The organism is Alphaproteobacteria bacterium (assembly GCA_030739735.1).
Lineage (GTDB): Bacteria > Pseudomonadota > Alphaproteobacteria > UBA7887 > UBA7887 > UBA7887.
The window spans coordinates 1-19,684 of sequence record JASLYQ010000018.1 but is presented as its reverse complement, the minus strand read 5'-3'; the positions used below and the strand labels follow the sequence as shown (position 1 = coordinate 19,684).

Genomic DNA, 19,684 nt, shown 5'->3' with positions numbered 1-19,684 from the left:
GCGCTGTATACTCCGCATCCTGTGTTACTCCCGCGGCATAGCGGAAATCCTTGCATTGCGCCCATGACTGTTGAAACCGTATTGACTAATGCCCGCGTGGTCGCTCGCGATGATGTGATAGCCGGTAGCGTCGCGCTGTGCGGCGGAACGCTTGCGTCGGTCGACGAAGGCAAAAGTGCGTTGTCCTCGGCGTTCGATCTCGAAGGTGACTTTTTACTGCCGGGTCTGGTGGAACTGCACACAGACAATCTGGAGCACCACTTCGTGCCACGCCCCGGCGTTCGCTGGCCGTCTCTGGCCGCGACGCTCTCACACGATAACCAGGTAACCGCGGCCGGTATTACGACCGTTTTCGACGCCCTCTTTGTCGGTGATATCCACGTGGACAGTACCCGCCGCCGAGACCTGACAGACATGGCGAATACGCTGGGCCAGGCGCAGGACGGTGGCATGTTGCGGGCAGAGCATCGCCTGCATGTACGCTGCGAGGTTGCCTGTGAGACGTTGACTGATCTTTTCGAGCCGTTTGAGAGCCACGCGCTAGTGGGGCTGATCTCGCTTATGGACCATACGCCCGGTCAACGGCAATTCCAGAATATCGCGCATTACCGGGCGTATTACAAAGAGAAGTGGCATGTGAGCGACGCGGAGATCGATGCCTTCATCGCGCACCAAGATGCGGTGGCCGGCCAGGTAGCCTGGCCCAACCGGGAACGTATTGCCGCCCACTGTCGTGAGCACGAGCTGCCGCTCGCGAGCCATGACGATGCGACCTCCGAACATGTTGCTGAGGCGAAGGTGCTTGGCGTTTGCCTAGCCGAGTTTCCAACCACGCGGGTAGCTGCGATGGCGGCGTCCGAGGCGGGGATCAACGTGATCGTTGGTGCCCCCAATTTGGTACGCGGGGAATCGCACTCGGGCAATGTTTCCGCGAGAGACTTGGGTCGCCAGGGCCTGATTGATATTCTCTCTTCCGATTATATGCCGTCGAGCCTGCTCTATGGCGCCTTCGTGCTGCATAGCGAACTCGGCGTGGACTTGGCCAGTGCCGTGGCCACAGTGAGCCGCACGCCGGCGCGTGCTGTGGGCCTGGACGATCGGGGCGAGATCGCACCACGGCTGGCGGCCGATCTGGTGCGTGTGCGTCTGGTCGGCGATGTGCCTGTGGTGCGCAGTGTCTGGCGGCGTGGCGTGCGGGTCGCGTAATAAGGATTGCTGCGGAGAAAGATGGTGATGCGAATGATACGGCTTGTCGGGCTGATGCTAGCCATGATTGCTGCCGTCGAAGCGCGCGCAGATAGCCTCTCGATCGGCCTTATTCCGGCTGAGAATAATGAGGAGATGGTCGAGGCGTTCGAACCCATGCGCGCTTATCTGGAGCGCCGTCTGGGCTCCAAAGTGCGAGTTTACACTGCGACCGATTACACCGGCATTATCGAGGCCATGCGGAAGTCCCGTATCGACATAGCCTGGTACGGGCCCATGTCCTACTATCTAGCTGAGCGCGAGGCAGGGGCTGAGGCCTTTGCCATTGGCGTTCGTCCCGGTGGCAGTGCCAAGTATCACAGTATCATCACCGTGCCCGAAGATTCGACGGCGAAAAGCCTGGAGGATCTGCGTGGCGGCACCATCGCCTTCGTCGATCCCGCTTCGACCAGTGGCGGCTTGATGCCGACCTTCGTAGTAAAGAGTCTGACAGGCCTGATGCCGGAAGAGTTCTTCGACCGCGTCATCTGGGCCGGAACCCATGATGCCGCTCAACTCGCCGTGAAAAACGGTACAGTCGATGCTGCTGCGGGCGCCGACATGATCTATGAGCGCATGCTCGACGCCGGCTTGATCACGGCCGAGAGCAACCGAATTCTGCTCACCTCGGACGCCTTGCCTGGTGCACCCTTGGCCTATCGCGGTGACCTGTCCGACGCGAAGAAGGCCTGGCTCGTCGAGGCCTTCCTCGATGCTCATAATCATACGGACATTTCGGGGCTTGTAGGCTCGGCGCATTTCGAGCGTGCGGACCCGGCCGATTATTCTGTGATACGCGATATGGTGATCGAGCTTGGCATTGCCGACGAGCAACTCCTCGACTGAGCCGGCGATCGAGATCGCCGGGCTGGCTAAGCGCTTTGCCAACGGCGTTGAGGCACTGGCTGGGGTCGATCTTGTCATAGAGGCGGGCAGCTTCGTCGTCGTGCTGGGACCCAGTGGCGCCGGCAAGTCGACACTGCTGCGTTGCATTAACGGGCTCGAGACACCGAGTGCGGGCAGAACCATCGTTGAGGGTCGGTCTGTTGAGAAGCGTAGCTTGCGCTCCATTCGCTCACACGTTGCCATGGTCTTCCAGCACTTCAATTTGGTTGGCCGGCTCAACGTCATGACGAACGTGCTGTGTGGGCGCCTCGGTAAGAGGTCCACCTTGGCTAGCCTAATCTACCTGATGCGCAAGGACGATCTGGGCGTGGCTAGGCGGGCACTTGACAGGGTGGGCCTGACTGATCGGGCATGGGACCGCGCCGATCGCCTTTCCGGGGGGCAGCAGCAGCGGGTGGGTATAGCCCGTGCGCTCGCCCAGGAGCCCTCCATCATGCTGGCGGACGAGCCCGTCGCTAGCCTCGACCCGGCGATCAGCGAGGAGATTCTGGATTTACTGAGCGAAATTCAGAAACAGGGGATCACCATGGTCGTTAGCTTGCACCAGGTCGACTACGCGCGACGCTATGCTGAGCGGATCATCGGGCTGAATGATGGCCGTGTCGTCTTCGATGGTACGCCAGAGGCGCTATCCGATGCAGTCCTCGAGACCATTTACGGACGCCGGAATGGCAGCAATGGCTTGGCCCACGGCTAGCGGTTTGCCGTCGCGCGCCGTGGTGCTGGGGGCCGTCGGCATCTGCGTCGTGCTGACCGCTGCACTGTCGATGCTGGAGTTGGGTAGAGGTGGGTTCTTGGCCTCCCTCGGGCGTTTGTTCGAGTATGTCGGCAATATCATCGCCACCCCCGATTGGGAATATGCGCCCACCGTGGCCTCGAAGATGCTTGAGACGGTCGAGATGGCTTTTCTCGGTACCGCGCTTGCTGTTGTGATGAGTTTGCCTCTCGGCTTGCTGGCCGCACGCAACTCGGCACCGCACCCGGCGGTTTCCCACACGATACGGGCAATAATGACAACCATTCGCTCATTACCAGAGTTGATGTGGGCACTGTTCTTCGTGACGGCGGTCGGCTTGGGACCCCTGCCGGGCGTGGCCGCTATTGCTTTGGTCAGCATCGGTTACCTCGGTAAATTTCTAGCCGAGGCCATAGAGGCCGTGCCAGATGCGGCGGTGGAGGGTGTCGTGGTGCATGGCGCAAATCGCATGCAAGTGCGCTTCTATGCCTTGATGCCGCAGGCTTGGCCAGATTTCATTGCGGTCACGTTCTACGTATTCGAGCACAATGTGCGTGCCGCCACCGTGCTTGGGATCGTGGGTGCCGGTGGCATTGGCTATGACATGACCATGGCCATGCGGCTGTTTCGCTATGACCGGCTGGCGCTTATCTTGCTCGCCATTTACTTGGCGGTCACGATCCTAGACCGACTCTCCGACCGCATACGAGCGAGAGTGATATGAGAGACCTGTCACCCCTACCGCGCAAGCGCGTCAACGCCTTTCCATTATGGTTGGCGGCGCTCGCTGCGTTGTTCGTTGTGGTCACTCGTGATCTTGAGATTGATTTTCGCGCGCTTGCCTGGGGAGCCGCGGACATGGGCGAGTTTCTTGGGCGTTTCGAAACACCGGATTTTAGCCGTCTTAGCCGCTATCTGATGTTGATGGGTGAAACGGTAGCTATGGGGCTGTGGGGGACGGCACTCGCTTTTCTCGGCGCCTTCGTCATCGCACCGTTCGCCGCCCGCAATTTGTCTCCCCATCCGCTGATATACCGCGTTGCCCGCGAGTTGCTGAACTTCCTTCGCGCTATGCCGGATCTCTTGTTTGCGATGCTGTTCGTGGCGGCTATGGGGCTTGGTCCCTTGCCGGGCGTCTTGGCTATTGGCATGCATGTAACCGGATTTCTGGGTAAGGTCTTCGCCGAGAATCTCGAGCGCGTCGATCCCGGGGCCTATGAGGCAGTGCGTGCCAGCGGCGCCGGTTTTCTGCAAACCGTGATGTGGGCCGGCTGGCCTTCGGTGCTGCAGGAGACGGTCGGCTATACGATATTCATTCTTGACCGTAATGTGCGCATGGCGGCAATCCTTGGCCTAGTTGGTGCCGGTGGTATAGGCTTCGAGATAAAGACCACCATGGGGTTGTTCCAATACGATCAGGCGGCGGCGTTGGTCCTGGTGGTTGGCACGACGATTCTTGCCATTGACTACCTGTCGGCATGGGCGCGTCGAAAAGTGCGCTAATTTCTCCTGAGTTTCGGCCATGATCCATGGCTAACCTGCCACTTATATTATGGATCTTCCTTTCTCCTATCGCGCTGGTAACTGCGTTGCTGGCCGAGGCCTAGGTTGCTGCTAGCAACATCAGCATTAAGGCGCAGTGGCGCAATCACATCGTCACAGTCGCGGTTGATTGGCTGCGCGAGAACAGCCGGCGAAGGTGCGATCATGACAGGAGTGTTATTCCCGCTGCTGGAAAACATTTTCGTGCCTCGTCCGTGGGAGCACCGTGGTTGCTGATGCTACCTCAACGTATCGACCCGGTGATCGGCAAGGACGGGTAGACCAATATTCACCTGCGCTGTTGAGACTGCTAGTCGCTGTGCTATATGTGCACGCGCTGTAGGTCGGATCTAGAAAGGCTCGAAAGCAAAGATGCCGTTGGATGTGCACGAAATCAACGCCCTCGTGGAAAGTCAGGGCGGGTTCGTCGACGATGTTATGCAGGCGCTTGAGCGCTCGATCGTCGGACAAAAATATATGCTGGAACGCCTTGTGGTGGGCCTGCTGGCCAATGGTCACGTTCTCATAGAGGGTGCGCCGGGCCTCGCCAAGACGCGGGCCGCCGTGGCCTTGGCTCAGGCGCTTCACGCGGACTATCAGCGCATACAGTTTACGCCTGATCTGCTGCCGGCGGATTTGATGGGCACGCTGATTTATCAACCGCAGTCGGGTGAGTTCACCGTGCGCAAGGGACCGGTCTTCGCCAATCTGGTGTTGGCTGATGAGATCAACCGCGCACCTGCCAAGGTGCAGAGCGCTCTGCTCGAGGCAATGCAGGAGAATCAGGTGACTATCGGCGAGGATACGTTTGCGCTGCCGCAGCCGTTCCTGGTCTTGGCGACGCAGAACCCACTCGAGCAGGAGGGAACTTATCCGCTGCCGGAAGCGCAGGTCGATCGCTTTATGCTCAAGCTGAAAATTGGATATCCGGCGCGCGACGAGGAGTTGGAGATCCTTGAGCGCATGGCGACAACGGCGAAGGAGGCCCCGCTTGAGCCTGTTGTCGAAACTGAGGCCATCATTGAGGCGCGCAAGGTAGTCGATCAGGTTTACATCGATGACAAGATTAAGAGCTATATCGTCGATGTGGTTCATGCGACGCGCGAGCCAAGCGCCCACGGGCTGGATATTGGCCCCTATATCGATTTCGGTGCTTCGCCGCGTGCCTCGATTTATTTGGCCCTGGCCAGCAAGGCCTATGCCTTCATCAATGGGCGTGGCTATGTGACACCCCAGGACATCAAGTCGATCGGCGCCGACATTTTGCGTCACCGTGTCCTGATCACATACGAGGCGGAAGCTGCCGATATTACCGGCGAGGACTTGATTCAGCAGATCTTCGATCGTTTGCCCGTCCCTTAGGCCACAATCCGGGTTAATCCGCCATGTTGCCGGTCGAGGTTTTCAGGCAGGTTCGCCAGGTCCACATCCGCACGCGGCGGCTAGTCGACGGCATATTTGCTGGCGAATACCACAGTGTGTTCAAGGGTTGCGGGATCGAGTTCGCCGAGGTGCGCGAATATATGCCAGGCGACGATATCCGCACGATAGACTGGAACGTAACCGCACGTGTCGGCCAACCTTTCGTCAAGCAATATGTCGAGGAACGAGAGCTAACGGTCATGTTGCTCGTCGACATGAGCGCATCTGGACAATTCGGCACGGTGTCTCGTCTCAAGAGCGAGATCGCGACTGAGCTAAGCGCTGTGATCGCGCTCAGTGCCATCACCAATAACGATAAGGTAGGGTTGGCCCTATTTACCGACAAGGTAGAGCGCTTCATTGCGCCACAGAAGGGCAAGAATCGGGCACTTCGACTGATTCGAGAGCTATTAACGTTTAAGCCTGAGAGCAAGGGTACCGATATTGGCGGGGCCATGGAATATCTCCATACGGTGACCCACCGGCGCGCCGTAGTCTTCGTCATTTCTGACTTCTTTGGCGACTCCTTCGACAAGCCATTGCGCCTACTACATAAGCGGCACGACGTGATTCCCGTATGCCTGGTCGATCGTCGTGATATGGAGCTTCCCGCTGTCGGATTCATGCGCCTACATGACCTGGAAAGCGGCCAGGAAGTTCTGGTAGATACCGATAGCGCCGCGGTGCGCGCCCATTTCAACGGGTCCCGCCGCAAGGCCGCTGAGGACAGACGGCGCATGTTCCGCTCGATGGGTCTCGATTCGATTGACGTGCATACGGACGAGACCTATATCCGCCCGTTGATGCGATTCTTTCGCCGGCGCGAGCGCCGCCTTGGAGAAGGGCGATGACCGGGCAAGGAGCCGAGGAGAACCGATCAGCATGAGGCTGGAGAGCCCATTCATGCTGTTGCTTTTGCTCCTGGTGCCGTTGCTCTTCTATTCCTGGCGGCGATTTGGACGTCAAGCGACGGTCGATTATCCGGCGGTGGGCGAACTCGCCGCACTGCCCCCGACATTCATGATGCGGGTGCGCGTGGCACTACCCTATCTCAGGCTGCTCGCGCTTATTTTCTGCATTGTCGCGTTGGCCCGCCCGCAATGGGGACAGCAGGTCACGCGTATCTATCGTGATGGTATCGGCATCGTCATAGTGGTTGATATTTCCAGCAGCATGGCCGCGCTAGATCTTCAGATCGGCGACGAGCCAGCCAACCGTCTTGATGTGGTAAAGGAGACCTTTCGTGCTTTTGTCATGGGAGAAGAGGCCGGCGCCGTAGTTAATGACGACGACACCCCACATGGCCGCGAGGGCGACATGATCGGCATGGTCACTTTCGCTCGCTTCAGCGATAATTTGAGTCCTCTTACGCTCGACCATGACGCTTTGCTTGGTGCTCTGGAAGAGGTCACCATCGTGCAATTGCCCGAAGAGGATGGCACCGCCATCGGTGATGCCGTCATCATGGGCGCGGAAGTTCTGCAACGTGCCGGGGGAAAGAGCAAGGTGTTGCTGCTGTTGACGGACGGCAGCAACAACGCCGGCAATACCGACCCGATCCAAGCGGCGGTGGCGGCCAGCGCATTGGGCGTCAAAGTCTATACCATAGGCACGGGAACGCGTGGTACCGCCATGACGCCTATCCGTGATAGTGACGGCGCCGAGCCGAGATTGGCGCCTGTTCAGGTGTTCATCGACGAGCATACGCTGACCCAGATGGCGACAACGACGGGCGGGCAATATTTCCGAGCGACGGACGGCAAGGCCTTGCAAGAGATCTATGCCGAGATCGATCGGCTAGAGAAATCCACCAACATTGCAGAGCAATACCAACGCTACATAGAGGGCTATCCTTTATTGCTCTTTGCGGCTTTGGCCCTGTTGGTGTTCGAGGGCGTCCTGGTAAACACACGCTTGCGGGCCCTACCGTGAGGCGCGCATGATACTCGCGCGTGCAGAATTCGCTGCCTTATTATTGTTGGTACCGACCCTGGCAGGGCTCTATCTATGGGGCTTTCGACGCAGGCGGCAAGCAATGTCGACCTTTGTGACTTTGAACCTGGCGTCGCGTCTGGTGGGTAGCTACAGTTGGTCAAGGCGCATTGCGAAGGCGAGTTGTTTCGTTGCAGCTGTTGGCTTTCTCGCCGCCGCTCTCATGCAGCCGCAATGGGGCCGAGACCTTGAGGATACGTCGCGCCGCGGTCGCGATATTTTCATACTGCTCGATGTTAGCTTGAGCATGTTGGCGGAGGATTCGGAGCCCAACCGCCTAGAGGCGGCCAAAGCCGGGGTCACGGCCTTTGTCGATTCCATGCGCCAATTTGGCGGCAACAGGCTCGCGCTAGTTACCTTCGCGGGTCGTGCTAGTCTGCAGAGTCCTCTTACCCTCGATTACGATTTCTTTCTCAATCGTTTGTATATGGTGAGCCCTGAGAGCGTCGATCGACGTGGCAGTTCCCTTGGCAGCGCCATACAGAAGACCTTGTATGGCTTTGGTGCAATTGATCCTACATACACGGATATCATTATCGTCAGCGACGGTGAGGATCATGGTAGCGGTCCCATCGATGCTGCCAGAACAGCTGTGGATGAAGGGGTCAGCGTGTATACCGTCGGTGTGGGTGATGCCAGTGGGGGCGCCCGCATCCCGATAGAGAGCAGTAGTGGTCAGCGCAGCTATTTGCGCTTCGAAGGTGAGGACGTGGTATCCGTGATGAAAGAGATGGTGCTGCGGGATATAGCTCGGTTGGGCGACGGCGCTTATGTGCGGGTGCGCACGGGCCCGGTAGATTTCATCAGTCTTTATATGGATCATATCTCCAGTAAGGCGCAGCGCGATTTGGAGACCTCGGCAAGTGAGGCCTTGATCCATCGCTATCACTGGTTTGTAATCGTGGCGGTCATGTGTCTGGCATTGGAAATGATAATTAGGGAAAGACCGACGCCTGTCGGGGAGGCTTGATCAATGCGCGTGGCGATTATCGCTGTCATATTTGGTCTGTCATGGCTGCCGGTATCTGTGTTTGCGCAAGGGGTCGACATCGAGTCGCCCTATGATGCCGTGCCGTTGGCCAATCAGGCATTCGAGGAGGAGAGATATCGTGACGCGGCGGATCTCTATGCCATAGCTCTGGCGGATCTTCCGGGCTCGCCAGAGCTGCACTTCAACCAGGGCAATGCCTATTTCAAGCTGGGAGATTTGGCTCAGGCGACTGCCGAATACATGCGGGCGCTAGAAACGGATTCACACCCGTTGGCAGCTCGCATCTACTACAATTTGGGTAATGTGCATTATCAGCGTGCTATAAATGCTATGCGAACCTTTCGCGACACGGTTGCACCGGTGCGTGAGGCCATGCAGAGCTATCGAGATGCGCTGACGCTCGATCCGGATCTGGTTGATGCGATGTACAATCTCGAGCTTGCGGATCGCTTGTTCGACGAACTATCGAAGCAACGAGCCTTGAGACAGCTCAATCCCGAGATACGCAACCAGTCAACTTCGGCAAGTCAAGGCCAGTTTTTCAACGAAGAGGCGGGGGACAAGCCATCGGAAAGCCAGGATGAACAGGCCGAGGCGAATAGTGATGTAGCCGGCGAGCAAGGCAAAGCCGCCCCGCAAGGCCAGCCGCCGGACGACCAGGGTGCCCAGGCTGATCCCGACGGCTCTCAGCGCGACATGTCGGCGGAAGAGGCGCAGGAGATGGTAGATCTTGTGCGCGACAAGGCTCGTGCGGCAGAAACCATGCGGCAACAATGGCGCCAGGCCCGCATGCGCGATTCGGCAGCTGAAAAGTTCTGGTAAGCATTTTTAGCGGTCAGCACGAACCTCGAAACTCTAGACCGACGCCTTCTTTCGCCCACTACAATCAATGGCGATATCGTGAGAGCCTTGCCAGGGGCGAGACGCTTTCGCTTTAGCGCGCTCCCCGCCAAAGCCAGATACCGACGCCCGCGGTCACCATGCCGAAAGCCACAAATGCGAGGCCGTAACTGCCTGAAAGAGTGACGATTGTGCTAAACAGCGCCGGGCCGACGACAACGCCAAGAAAGCTGAACGCTACTGTGCCGCCGGTGGCCACACTGACACGCTCGGCGGGCACGGAGCGCACGATCTCGGCTAAGTAGACACCTGGCCAGCCTGCTGCGACGAACCCCACCAGGGCAGACATCGCAAAAACACCTAGCAACGGCCAAGAGGGGCTGAGCTGAGCTGCGAGTAGGCAAACGGCGGTCATGCCGATGCCAACAATGGCTAGCAGCCGACGTGCTAAGAGCCAATGGTCACTGACCCAACCCAAAGCCAAACGGGCAACTACGCCGGCCGTCTGCAAGGTCGCAAAGGCCTAGCCTGCCGTAATCAGATCGAGGCCGCCACGATCAACGAGATAAGCAGTGAATATAGCAAAAATGGACGATTGCAGCGCGGCGAACGTGAAAGCAGCCAAGGTCAACCCGCGTAGCGCCGGTTCTCGTGCTGCCTCTATGATGGTCGACAACGGTGATCGCAGGGATATGGCCACAGTGGGGTCGCGGTCGTCATCAAGTTGTGCGCGTAAGGGATATATGACTAACGAAAATATTGTAACAATAGTAGCAAGTATGATAATGGACGTCTGCCATCCGAATAATGTCGCGAGAACGGGCGCGAGCAGACCCGCGAGTAGGCCGCCGATAGGAACCGCACTTTGTTTTGCCGAGAATACGATGCCACGTCGCTCAGCGGGTGTCACGCGGGCAAGAATATGACTCGCCGCCGGCGTTGCTAGGCCATAGCCCATGCCGGTCACCACGCCAAAGACAAGGATTGCCATGAGCGGGCCGCTGGCGCTCATCGCCAGCGCCGTTCCTGCGACAATGAGGGAGGCTTGGCTGCAGCGGATCGGGCCGATGCGCCGTACCAGTGTACCGCCGAGCGCGGTGCAGAATATGGCACCGGTGAAGACTAGCGAGGCGTATATGCCGATCAAGCTGGAGCGAATGCCATAGGCGTCGGCAAGCACGGGCGACAGCACCGGCAACACACTTACCGCCATCGCGACCATGGCCTGTACCAGCATGGTCGCCGCTAGCGGTCCGGCGACCTGTTTCATGGCATTGACCCGATGGAACAATTGACCATTCGCCGGAGAAACGCTAGGGGTTGGGAATGATAGACTTGACTACTTACGCTGCGCCCGTTGCGGCGCGGCTGATCGCCGCGGAACAGACCGTCGCGGTGAGCGAGTCGTCCAGCGGCGGCTTGATCTCCAGCTCGCTTCTGGCGATACCGGGGGCCTCTGCTTACTTTCTCGGTGGCGGCGTGGTCTATACGTTGGCAGCGAGAGGTGCCTTGTTGCCGGACCCGGGCTCGGCACTGGATGGCGTAAGAAGCGCTTCCGAGCCCTATGCTCTGTGGCTTGCCCAGACCATGCGCGAGCATCTTGGCAGTACCTGGGGCCTGGCCGAGACGGGTGTCTCGGGTCCGACCGGCAGTCGCTATGGCGACGCACCCGGTTATGCCTGCATTGCCGTGTCCGGTCCGAGCGAAAAGGTGATTACCATCGAGACCGGAAAATCAGATCGCCAGGTAAATATGTGGGCGTTCACCGAGGCCGCTCTCTCCTTATTGGTGACAGTCATGGAAGATGGCGCTTGATTAATTGGCTACGGTTGCGAGCCAGCGCTCGCGATCGGGCCAGTGCGTCACGAGATCGAGAAAAAGCGGGTCCAATTGATCAGGTTGGGTCGCCGCATCCTCCGCCAACGCGCCCGGAGAATCGTTGAAGCACAACAAAGACATGTCGTCCATGCGCGATGGATAAAGCCGTCCGTCGAGGTGATCGCACTCATGCTGCAACAAGGCTGCCCAGGTGCTATGTGCTTCCACGCTCACGCTGCTGCCAGAGAGTGTTTGGTAGGACAGGGAGACGCGCGGATAGCGTGGCACCTTACCATGCAGACCCGGAATCGAGAGACAGCGCTCCCATACCGGAACTGTTTTTTCGGCTAATGGAGTGATTATCGGGTTCACCAATACGGTCCAGTCAACGGGCTCTATGCTAGATCCGGTCGGGATTCTCACTGCGATCATTCTATAGACAACCAAGCGCTTACTTACGAAGACTTGCGGCGCCGCTATGCCGCTGGCGCCGATATGCTCCAAGGTCTCGCGCATATCCTCGGCAAGCCGGGCTATTTTCGGGCTGGTCGGATCCTCGACCGACTCGGCGATTTGGCGCAAGATCGGATGCCCCATTTTGGCGATGCTGCGAATAGCCATGGTCTCAGCTCCTTCTTAGAGCGGTGGACGCTTGTCAGCCCAGGGGCATGTATTCTCGAAGGCGGCTGCGGCCTGGAGCACGGTGAGATCTGCAAATCGTCGGCCGACGATTTGCAGACCTACGGGAAGGCCGTCCTTTGTAAAGCCGCACGGCACCGAGGCCGCCGGATTGCCGCTGAAGTTGAAGGGATAGGAGAACTCAGCCCAGTTGATCCAATCCCAGGGATGTTGCGGCCAATGCTCGGGCTGCAGGCGGTCGGCGGGGAAGGCGGCAACGGAGACCGATGGGGTCAGCATGAGATCGCATTGCTCGAAGGCGCGATGGACCTCCTCGACGTAACTGAGCTTGCGTTGTCGCATGTCGAGATAGTCTTCCATGCTGTGTCCCATGCCGGACGTGATGCAGCCGATCAAGCCAGGATCCATACGGTTTTTGTGGGCATCAAGAAATGGCGCGAAGGCCTGCTCATGCGCCGACCAAAGAAAGCGAATGATTTCAGGACCATCAGGTCCAAAAGTCGGCTCCACCTCCTCCACCCGGCAACCGAGATCGTTGGCGAAGACATTGACGGCCGCGGTTACCAACTCGGCAACCTCGTCGTCTACACGCGCATGCCCGAGGTCGGGACTGTATGTCACTCTGAGATTGGTAACGCCGCTGTCGAGCCGCAGAAGATAGGGCTCAGGCGCAGACTCCAGAGCGGTGTGGTCCCAGGGATGTGGACCGGACATGACTTCCAGCATCAGGGCCGAATCGGCGACGGTGCGCGTCATGGGACCGATATGCGTGGTCTGGTCGTTGTTGGGCACGGGCCAGTTCGGCACGCGGCCATAGGTCGGCTTGAGGCCAAAAATGCCGGAAAAGTGAGAGGGCATGCGGATCGACCCGGCACCGTCCGAGCCTTGGTGCAAGGGACCGAAACCTGCTGCTGCCCCCGCTCCGGCACCGGCTGACGATGCGCCCGCGTTGTAACCTATCTTCCAGGGATTCGACGTGATGCCTGTCAACGGGCTTTGGCTCACCCCCTTCCAGCCAAATTCTGACGTGGTGGTCTTGCCGAGCACTATGCTGCCGGCCTGCTTGAGGCGCGTCACACAGGGCGCATCCACTTCCGGGACCACGCCTTTTTGGGAGAACGAGCCGCGCTCCGTGGCGATGCCTTCGGTGACTACAAGGTCTTTGATGGTTACCGGGATACCATGTAACGGCCCCAGGGCTACTCCGTTCGCCACGTCCGCCTCGGCCTTGCGTGCCGCCTCCATGGCGGCGTCTGCCGTGAGCGTCGCAAAGGCGTTAATTGCTGGCTCATGCGCTTCAATGCGGGCGAGCACCGCCTCCATCAACTCGACGGGGGAGAGCTTCTTATCGCGGATCAGCGCTGCAAGATCAGTCGCAGAGGTGTAGCAAAGATCGGTGTCACTCATCCGCGTTTTCTCTCCGGCGGTATCTTCTTGTGGGATAGCTTGCGCGTTTCAGCGGTGATGACGTCGAGTACGGCGGGCTGGCCTTCGCCGGTCGCATTTAAGGCCCTTTGCAGGGCGGGACGGATTTCCGCCGGCTTGGTGACCGTCTCAGCATGGCAGCCGAGAGCGCGTGCCAACTCCGCATAATCGCCGTGCTGGGTCGCGGAATCAAAACGCTTGATGGATTCCGGAATGTTCTGGTCGTAGCCGCTGAAGATGGAATCATGCTTGATTATCGTCAGCGTACCGATGTTGTTGCGCGCCGCGGTCTCGAGGTCCATACCCGTCATGCCGATGGAGCCGTCGCCCATGACGTTCACCACTGTCTTATCCGGGTTGGCGATCTTGGCACCCATGGCGAGGCCGAGCGAGAAACCGAGTTGCGACGACTGCCCCCAGCCCAGATAGGAGCGTGGTGTGGTGGATTGATAGAAGACGCTTTGGATATCGCGCGAGGCGCCTGCTTCATGGGTGATCATGGTTGTGTCGGGATCAAGTCCCGCCCACAGCTCGCGAAACATGCGATAGCCATTGATGGGCTCTGAGTCGTCGCTGAATAGCGGCTCGAACTCTGCTAGCCAGGCGGTGCGCGTCTTGGCGAGCCGTGCCTCGGTAGCAGCCCGCTTCTCGCCAAGCCCATCGTCACCAATGCGCTTGCGCAGCTCCACCGCCAGTTGCTCAAGGAACAGCTTCGCGTCAGCAATCACACCCGTGGTCGCGGCATAGTCCTTGTTAATGTCGCTGGGGTCCACGGTGGCATGGACGATAGTCTTGTTGTCCGGTACCACCCGGGTAAAAGGCGCGTGGCTCAGGCTGGTGCCGACGGCGAGTAGGGCGTCGCAGGCGTCGAGCTCTTCCACCACCATCGCTGTGGCCGTGTGGCCGCCCATACCGGCCGACAACGGGTGGGTCTCAGGGAATGCGCTCTTGCCTTGCAACGTCGTCATTACAGGCGTGCCGAGTAGTTCGGTCACATCCTGCAAAGCTTCGTAGGCTTCAGAAAAATGGACGCCCTGTCCGACCCAGATCAAAGGTCTGTCGCTCGCTAGCAGGCGTTCAGCAGCCTCCTCCACGGCGCCCTGGTCGGCGGCTGAGCGTAGGCGCGGCACGGGCGTGTAGTCGATCTCACCTTCCCAGTCCCTGTTGCAGACGTCGCTCGGTACCTCCAGCATTACCGGGCCGGGCCGTCCCGAGCGCAAGGCTGTGAACGAGCGCCGCACATAGTTGGGTAATTGGTCCGGCACGATTAGCTTTTGCGACATCTTGACGGTCGCCGCGTAGTTTCTTGCACTGTCAAAAATTGTCGGTGTGTCGAGATAGCGCAACCCCGGATGGCCGGGAAGGAAAAGGATCGGCACGGAATCCGTATAGGCATGGGCGATGCCAGCAAATGCGTTTTCCGATCCGGCCATCCCCTGGACAGTCAGGGTGCCGATCTGTTGCCCGTTGGTCGAGCGAGAGACGCCGTCGGCCATATTTCCGGCCACGCGCTCCTGGCGCGTGACGATGCTTGGCAGTCCCGCGCGGGACATCGGCTCCATCACCGGGCTGAAGGGAAAGCAAAAGCACTGCGTAATGCCCTCCATACGCAGCATACTCACTAAGGCGTCACCGACTTTCATGTAATCCTCCCCGATTAGTGTGTGGTCTACGCGGCGCGTGCGTGTGATGACGTCTTTTCAAGCTCGGCGAGAAGGCGCTCGCGCTCGCTAGCCGCCGTGTTTATAGCCTCATCCTTGACGTAGCCGAAACCGCGAATGTGTTCGGGGATCTCGGCTAGGGAAATTGCCGTGGCAAGTGAATCCACGGATAGCATTGCCGAGATCGTTTCGATGTCCGTGATGTATTGATCTCGCAAACGGCGCTCGGTGCGACGCTCCGCCGTCCAGCCGAAGGGATCGAAGCGGCCACCTCGCAATCCTTTCATGCCAGCCAACAGCTTCATCAGGCCTGCCATCCAGGGGCCGTAGTCACTCTTGCGTTGCAAGCCAGTATGCGGGTTGCGGCGCGAGAAAAAGGGCGGGGCCAAGTGGTAGCGAATACTGTAGTCGCCGCTGAATGTCTGCTTTAACTGCTCGGCAAAGCCGCGATCACGATGCAGCCTAGCCACCTCATATTCGTCCTTATAGGCCATAAGCTTGAAGGCATATCGCGCTACGGCGGCAGCAAAATCCGTCCTGTCACTGCCAAGCTTCGACTCCGCGTGCTGTGCCATTTCGACCAGGTCGCGATAGCGGGAAGCGTAACCGGCGTCCTGATAGTCCGTCAGATAGTCTACGCGTCTGGCAACGGTCTCTTCGAAGGTTTCTGCAACCGAATTCTCCGTTGCGTCCGCCATCAAGGCGGTGACAGCTTCGGGCTCGGCGGCGGTCAGACGCCCTAGGCGGAAGGCCAGTAAGTTGAACGGCACCGCAACCCCATTCACCGCAATGGCCTCCTCGATGGCTGCGACGGAAAGCGGCAGACAGCCGCGCTGCAAGGCAAAACCGATCATGAAGCTATTGGCTCCGATGGTATCGCCCGTTAGCGCCAGCGCAATACGCGTGGCATCTACCGTGTGGGCGTGACCGGCGCCGACGTGATCGGTGAGGGCTTGCACGAGAAGGCTGCCATCGACCGACAAATCACGGGCAAGTTGAAATGCGGGTGTGGGTGTCACGTTGGCATTTACCACGGCCTGGGTCTGATCGGGCTCGACCACATGCAAGGCCGAAGGCGCGACCGCTGCCACCAAGTCGCAGCCGAGCAGAAGGTCGGCCTCGCCGAGACCGACCCCATGCGAGATTTCGACGCCTGGCGCGGCGGCGATCTTCAGGTGGCTGTAAACCGCCCCGTTCTTTTGGCTGAGGCCGGTCATGTCGAAAATCGAGACGCCTTTGCCTTCCAGATGAGCTGCCATGCCGAGAACGGCCGAGATGGTAACCACACCGGTACCGCCTATGCCGGCGACCAGCATAGCCCACTCCTTATCGAGAGCTGACCCGCCCGGCTCGGGCAGATCATCGAACACGCCGGCAGGCAGCTCGGCGACATTGGGCCGTCGTAAATCACCGCCCTCGACCGTGACGAAAGCCGGGCAGAAGCCTTTGATACAGGAATAATCCTTGTTACAGCTGGACTGATCGATCTTGCGCTTGCGACCGAACGTTGTTTCGACAGGATGGATCGAGACGCAATTGGCCTTGCTTGAACAGTCACCACAACCTTCGCATATCAGGGTATTGATGAAGGCGCGCTTATTTGGGTCGGGGAAAGCGCCTCGCTTGCGCCGACGCCGCTTCTCCGCCGCGCAGGTCTGCTCATAAACGATGACCGTAGTGCCGGCAATGTCGCGCATGCGCCGCTGCACGGCATCGAGTTCGTCGCGGTGATAGACGCGTGCGCCGGCAGGCAGATCGCAAAGCCCGCGGAACTTCTCTGGCTGGTCTGAGACGATGGCAAGAGCCTTGATCCCCTCCGCGTGCATCTGCCCGGCAATCTCTACGACGCTGAGCCCGCCCTCGACGGGCTGGCCGCCGGTCATCGCGGCGGCATCGTTGTAGAGGATCTTGTAGGTGATGTTGGCACCGGACTGAACCGCCGCCCGCACGGCTAGCGAACCCGAATGGGTGTAGGTACCGTCACCCAGATTTTGGAAAATGTGCCCGGTCTCCGTAAACGGGGCCATGCCGGTCCAGGTGATGCCCTCACCACCCATGTGTGTGCCCAGCATGGTGCGACGTTCGGGCACCAGCACGGCCATGCCGTGGCAGCCGATGCCGCCCATGGCCATCGAGCCATCTGGGGTTTTCGTCGACGTGTTGTGCGGACAACCGGAGCAGAAATAGGGTGAGCGTACGGCACTGTCGCCAATGCCGGGAAGATTGCGCCCGATGCGGCTGCGCAGACGCGTCCAACGGGCCTCGCAGTCGTCGTCCATCAGATCGCAGGCCTGCATGCGCTCGGCGACCTTGTCTGCGACCGTCGCGGCCTCGATTTGATTGTCGATGGGCAGCAGCGGATTGCCCGCGCTGTCGGTCTTGCCCGTAATGCGCGGGTGATCGGGCATGTCGTAGAGTATGGCGCGCGCCTGCTCTTCCATGAAGGACCGCTTCTCCTCAACGAACATGAGTTCGTCGCACTCGGCGGCGAAAGTCCTCAGTCCTGCCGGCTCGAGCGGCCAGATCATGGCCACCTTGTAAACGCCGATGCCGCGCGCCTTGGCCGCCGCGTCATCGATGCCCAGGGAGCGCAAGCCGGCAACGGTATCGAGGTAGGCCTTGCCGGCGGTGACGATGCCAAGGCGCGTCGGTCGGTCCGCGCCGAAACGCACGCCGTCGAGCTTGTTAGCGCGCGCATAGGCCTGGGCACGCGGCAGCTTGAAACGTGCCAGGCGCTGGTCTTGACCGATTGGATCGTATTCCATGCGGATGTGCACACCGCCTTCCGGCATCGGCGCATCGTCGGGCAAGGTAATACTCACGCGGTCCGGATCGACTGATGCGGTCTCGGTGGCGATGATGGTCTCGTTGACGGTCTTGAAGCCTGTTAATGTGCCGGCAAAGCGCGACATGGCGATGCCGTGGAGCCCGAGGTCGAGCAACTCCTGCACATTGGCCGGGTAGAGCACGGGAATGTTGTTAGCCGCCAACGCCTGGTCGGACTGGTGGGCGATGGTTGAGGACTTGCCGGGGTGGTCGTCGCCATAAACCAACAGCACGCCGCCATTTGGGTGTGTGCCGGCATAGTTGGCGTGTTTGAAGGGATCGCCAGAGCGGTCGACGCCGGGGCCCTTGCCGTACCAGATGCCGAACACACCATCGACCTTACGGCCCGGCACAAAATCGAGCTGTTGCGTTCCCCACACCGCGGTTGCCGCCAAATCCTCGTTGAGACCGGGTTGGAAGAGAATATCGTGCTCGCGCAAGTGCGCGGCGGCCTGCCACAGCGCGCCATCATAACCACCCAGTGGCGAGCCGCGATAGCCGGAGATGAACCCGGCAGTGTTGAGCCCTTGGGCGCGGTCGCGCTCGCGCTGCATGATCGGCAGACGTACCATAGCCTGTACGCCCGACAGGAACACTCGCCCACTGGCAGCCGTGTACTTGTCTTCCAGGCTTACTTTGGCAAGACCGTTGCCATCCATATCTCGGTTCTCTGCCCTAGGTGGCGGACTGCCGCCTTGTTGTCTCCGCGGCGGAGTGTAGTCAACAGGGCGCGGTGCGGCCATAGTCCTTGCTTGGGCAGTGCCATGCGTCTGGCACGTGCCTCCCGCGCGCGTTTCGTCGCTCCAGGGAAACCTTTAAATGCGGCGGCGACGCTAATAGGCACCGCTCATGCGGGTCGAGCAGATCCTCAGCTAGTGCCGAGGAGGTAGCGCTTATAATCGCTGGGCAGAGTCCGGTAGCGAGCCGCCATATGATTTTTGTGGCAGATTGTAGGTAGTATCGACTGTACCGAGCTTGTTTGTCTGGCAGCAGCAACCGCAGCGGCTCAACGTTTTCGCGCGCTCTCGATGTTCCAGAACAATTGCACCGGCGCCTTGATCAGGCCTCGGAGGTGATCGCGATAGGCGACAGGGTTGCGCCATTGGCCAATGGTGGCGTGAGTGACGATCTCGAAAGCGCGCTCCTGGATTATCTCTGCTAGGCGCATGCGCTCGCCTGCGTCGCCCTCGCGCGCGAAGGCATCGCGCAAGCGCTCTACCTCGGCATCGCAGGGCCAGCCGAACCAGGCGCGGTCGAGACAGCCGGCGCCGATGACCGCATTGCTGATCGGATCCATCACGTTGCCGGTGATGGCCCAGGTGTGGAACAAGTTCCAGCCGCCTTCGTCGACCGGCTTGCTGATGGCGCGCCGCGAGGTCAGCGTGCTCCAGTCCATCGCCTGCAGTTCGACGGCCATGCCCGCTTCGCGCAACAGCTGGGCCGTCACAAGCGAGGCGGCGTTGAGGATGGCGATATCGGTGGGCTGCAAGATCACCACAGGCGTGCCGTCATAGCCTGCTTCGGTGATCAAGGCGCGCGCCTTGTCCAGATCCTGGCTCATCAAGGCCTCGGCGGCGACATCGCTTTCGAGTGGCGTGCCGCAGGCGAAGATAGCGGGGCAGGTTTGCCAGTAGCGGGAAT

18 protein-coding genes are annotated in these 19,684 nt (G+C 59.8%); 11 read left to right on the top strand and 7 right to left on the bottom strand.

Annotated elements, in window-relative coordinates:
- The first annotated feature begins 63 nt into the window (after positions 1-63).
- From QF629_09730 to QF629_09685, 10 genes are all read left to right on the top strand, one after another.
- A complete protein-coding gene (locus QF629_09730; protein ID MDP6013808.1) occupies positions 64-1,206 on the top strand; it encodes an alpha-D-ribose 1-methylphosphonate 5-triphosphate diphosphatase in 1,143 nt (380 codons plus the stop codon).
- 27 nt (positions 1,207-1,233) lie between these two features.
- The gene (gene phnD / locus QF629_09725; protein MDP6013807.1) at positions 1,234-2,091 is read left to right on the top strand and encodes a phosphonate ABC transporter substrate-binding protein; all 858 of its coding nucleotides are present in this window, start codon (positions 1,234-1,236) and stop codon (positions 2,089-2,091) included.
- Positions 2,066-2,848, top strand: a complete 783-nt coding sequence (phnC, locus tag QF629_09720) for a phosphonate ABC transporter ATP-binding protein (GenBank protein MDP6013806.1) — start codon at positions 2,066-2,068, stop codon at positions 2,846-2,848. The genes phnD and phnC overlap by 26 nt, the downstream gene beginning before the upstream one ends.
- Complete coding sequence (gene phnE / locus QF629_09715) at positions 2,829-3,611, top strand: phosphonate ABC transporter, permease protein PhnE (GenBank protein ID MDP6013805.1); 783 nt, start codon at positions 2,829-2,831, stop codon at positions 3,609-3,611. Before phnC ends, phnE (QF629_09715) begins: the two co-directional genes overlap by 20 nt.
- Positions 3,608-4,390 (top strand): phosphonate ABC transporter, permease protein PhnE, encoded by a 783-nt coding sequence (gene phnE / locus QF629_09710; protein ID MDP6013804.1) that lies wholly within the window; start codon positions 3,608-3,610, stop codon positions 4,388-4,390. The genes phnE (QF629_09715) and phnE (QF629_09710) overlap by 4 nt, the downstream gene beginning before the upstream one ends.
- 411 nt (positions 4,391-4,801) lie before the next feature.
- Positions 4,802-5,791 (top strand): MoxR family ATPase, encoded by a 990-nt coding sequence (locus QF629_09705; GenBank protein MDP6013803.1) that lies wholly within the window; start codon positions 4,802-4,804, stop codon positions 5,789-5,791.
- Positions 5,792-5,814: 23 nt separating this feature from the next.
- On the top strand, positions 5,815-6,702 hold the full coding sequence (locus QF629_09700; GenBank protein MDP6013802.1) for a DUF58 domain-containing protein: 888 nt from the start codon (positions 5,815-5,817) through the stop codon (positions 6,700-6,702).
- Between the two features lie 31 nt (positions 6,703-6,733).
- The gene (locus tag QF629_09695) at positions 6,734-7,783 is read left to right on the top strand and encodes a VWA domain-containing protein (GenBank protein MDP6013801.1); all 1,050 of its coding nucleotides are present in this window, start codon (positions 6,734-6,736) and stop codon (positions 7,781-7,783) included.
- A gap of 7 nt (positions 7,784-7,790) precedes the next feature.
- Complete coding sequence (locus QF629_09690; GenBank protein ID MDP6013800.1) at positions 7,791-8,813, top strand: VWA domain-containing protein; 1,023 nt, start codon at positions 7,791-7,793, stop codon at positions 8,811-8,813.
- A 3-nt stretch (positions 8,814-8,816) separates the two neighbouring features.
- Positions 8,817-9,656 (top strand): tetratricopeptide repeat protein, encoded by an 840-nt coding sequence (locus QF629_09685; GenBank protein MDP6013799.1) that lies wholly within the window; start codon positions 8,817-8,819, stop codon positions 9,654-9,656.
- Between the two features lie 112 nt (positions 9,657-9,768).
- On the opposite strand, the gene QF629_09680 is transcribed toward QF629_09685, so the two are convergent.
- Positions 9,769-10,023 (bottom strand): hypothetical protein, encoded by a 255-nt coding sequence (locus QF629_09680; protein ID MDP6013798.1) that lies wholly within the window; start codon positions 10,021-10,023, stop codon positions 9,769-9,771.
- A 174-nt stretch (positions 10,024-10,197) separates the two neighbouring features.
- Complete coding sequence (locus tag QF629_09675; GenBank protein ID MDP6013797.1) at positions 10,198-10,944, bottom strand: MFS transporter; 747 nt, start codon at positions 10,942-10,944, stop codon at positions 10,198-10,200.
- 56 nt (positions 10,945-11,000) lie between these two features.
- Here QF629_09675 and QF629_09670 point away from each other — a divergent pair, with 56 nt between their 5' ends.
- Entirely contained in the window at positions 11,001-11,489 is a 489-nt protein-coding gene (locus QF629_09670; GenBank protein ID MDP6013796.1) for a CinA family protein, read from the top strand.
- On the opposite strand, the gene QF629_09665 is transcribed toward QF629_09670, so the two are convergent.
- The 5 genes from QF629_09665 to QF629_09645 form a co-directional block, all read right to left on the bottom strand.
- Positions 11,490-12,113 (bottom strand): peptide deformylase, encoded by a 624-nt coding sequence (locus tag QF629_09665; GenBank protein ID MDP6013795.1) that lies wholly within the window; start codon positions 12,111-12,113, stop codon positions 11,490-11,492.
- A gap of 15 nt (positions 12,114-12,128) precedes the next feature.
- Entirely contained in the window at positions 12,129-13,538 is a 1,410-nt protein-coding gene (locus tag QF629_09660; GenBank protein MDP6013794.1) for an amidase family protein, read from the bottom strand.
- The gene (locus QF629_09655; GenBank protein MDP6013793.1) at positions 13,535-15,199 is read right to left on the bottom strand and encodes a thiamine pyrophosphate-requiring protein; all 1,665 of its coding nucleotides are present in this window, start codon (positions 15,197-15,199) and stop codon (positions 13,535-13,537) included. Before QF629_09655 ends, QF629_09660 begins: the two co-directional genes overlap by 4 nt.
- Before the next feature lie 26 nt (positions 15,200-15,225).
- The gene (locus QF629_09650) at positions 15,226-18,702 is read right to left on the bottom strand and encodes an indolepyruvate ferredoxin oxidoreductase family protein (GenBank protein ID MDP6013792.1); all 3,477 of its coding nucleotides are present in this window, start codon (positions 18,700-18,702) and stop codon (positions 15,226-15,228) included.
- 347 nt (positions 18,703-19,049) lie between these two features.
- Positions 19,050-19,684: ABC transporter substrate-binding protein (locus tag QF629_09645; GenBank protein MDP6013791.1), on the bottom strand; the 635-nt coding region annotated here is incomplete at its 5' end.

Excerpts from the sequence above, each read along its gene's own strand:
- QF629_09730 (MDP6013808.1), top strand. The coding sequence starts at position 64 with ATGACTGTTGAAACCGTATTGACTAATGCCCGCGTGGTCGCTCGCGAT.
- phnD (MDP6013807.1), top strand. The coding sequence starts at position 1,234 with ATGCGAATGATACGGCTTGTCGGGCTGATGCTAGCCATGATTGCTGCC.
- phnE (MDP6013805.1), top strand. The coding sequence starts at position 2,829 with ATGGCTTGGCCCACGGCTAGCGGTTTGCCGTCGCGCGCCGTGGTGCTG.
- phnE (MDP6013804.1), top strand. The coding sequence starts at position 3,608 with ATGAGAGACCTGTCACCCCTACCGCGCAAGCGCGTCAACGCCTTTCCA.
- QF629_09705 (MDP6013803.1), top strand. The coding sequence starts at position 4,802 with ATGCCGTTGGATGTGCACGAAATCAACGCCCTCGTGGAAAGTCAGGGC.
- QF629_09700 (MDP6013802.1), top strand. The coding sequence starts at position 5,815 with ATGTTGCCGGTCGAGGTTTTCAGGCAGGTTCGCCAGGTCCACATCCGC.
- QF629_09695 (MDP6013801.1), top strand. The coding sequence starts at position 6,734 with ATGAGGCTGGAGAGCCCATTCATGCTGTTGCTTTTGCTCCTGGTGCCG.
- QF629_09690 (MDP6013800.1), top strand. The coding sequence starts at position 7,791 with ATGATACTCGCGCGTGCAGAATTCGCTGCCTTATTATTGTTGGTACCG.
- QF629_09685 (MDP6013799.1), top strand. The coding sequence starts at position 8,817 with ATGCGCGTGGCGATTATCGCTGTCATATTTGGTCTGTCATGGCTGCCG.
- QF629_09680 (MDP6013798.1), bottom strand. The coding sequence starts at position 10,023 with ATGTCTGCCCTGGTGGGGTTCGTCGCAGCAGGCTGGCCAGGTGTCTAC.
- QF629_09675 (MDP6013797.1), bottom strand. The coding sequence starts at position 10,944 with ATGAAACAGGTCGCCGGACCGCTAGCGGCGACCATGCTGGTACAGGCC.
- QF629_09670 (MDP6013796.1), top strand. The coding sequence starts at position 11,001 with ATGATAGACTTGACTACTTACGCTGCGCCCGTTGCGGCGCGGCTGATC.
- QF629_09665 (MDP6013795.1), bottom strand. The coding sequence starts at position 12,113 with ATGGCTATTCGCAGCATCGCCAAAATGGGGCATCCGATCTTGCGCCAA.
- QF629_09660 (MDP6013794.1), bottom strand. The coding sequence starts at position 13,538 with ATGAGTGACACCGATCTTTGCTACACCTCTGCGACTGATCTTGCAGCG.
- QF629_09655 (MDP6013793.1), bottom strand. The coding sequence starts at position 15,199 with ATGAAAGTCGGTGACGCCTTAGTGAGTATGCTGCGTATGGAGGGCATT.
- QF629_09650 (MDP6013792.1), bottom strand. The coding sequence starts at position 18,702 with ATGGATGGCAACGGTCTTGCCAAAGTAAGCCTGGAAGACAAGTACACG.